Below are 262 nucleotides of genomic sequence, written 5' to 3'. Positions count from 1 at the left end.
GCGTATCATAAATCGGATAAAGCATTTCCAGCGAAGAATCCTTCAGCGAGAAATCTTTATCGACATTCAGTTTGACGCGCGCAGTACCATATTTCCCGAGCCACTCCTGTATTTCCTGGTTAGCTTTAGCTGTGGCCATTCCGGTAATAAAGTTACGTGTCGCATCGCTATCTGGCTGACTGCTTAAAAATGTCCCGGCATTTGCGGCAAACGACGCGACATTTTTCTCCACGTTATTATCAGCAGTTACCGTAGTATTTCC

The 262-nt window shown here is 45.4% G+C and carries 1 protein-coding gene; it reads right to left on the bottom strand.

Annotation, left to right across the window (positions count from 1 at the left end):
- On the bottom strand, nucleotides 1–262 hold a 262-nt coding region (locus AC0IX4_RS23110), incomplete at both ends, for an inverse autotransporter beta domain-containing protein (protein ID WP_471831417.1).

It is taken from the genome of Rhodococcus sp. AC861 (genome assembly GCF_979256035.1).
Note: the sequence above shows the minus strand (reverse complement) of the source record. Positions and strands in the feature narration are given on the sequence as shown.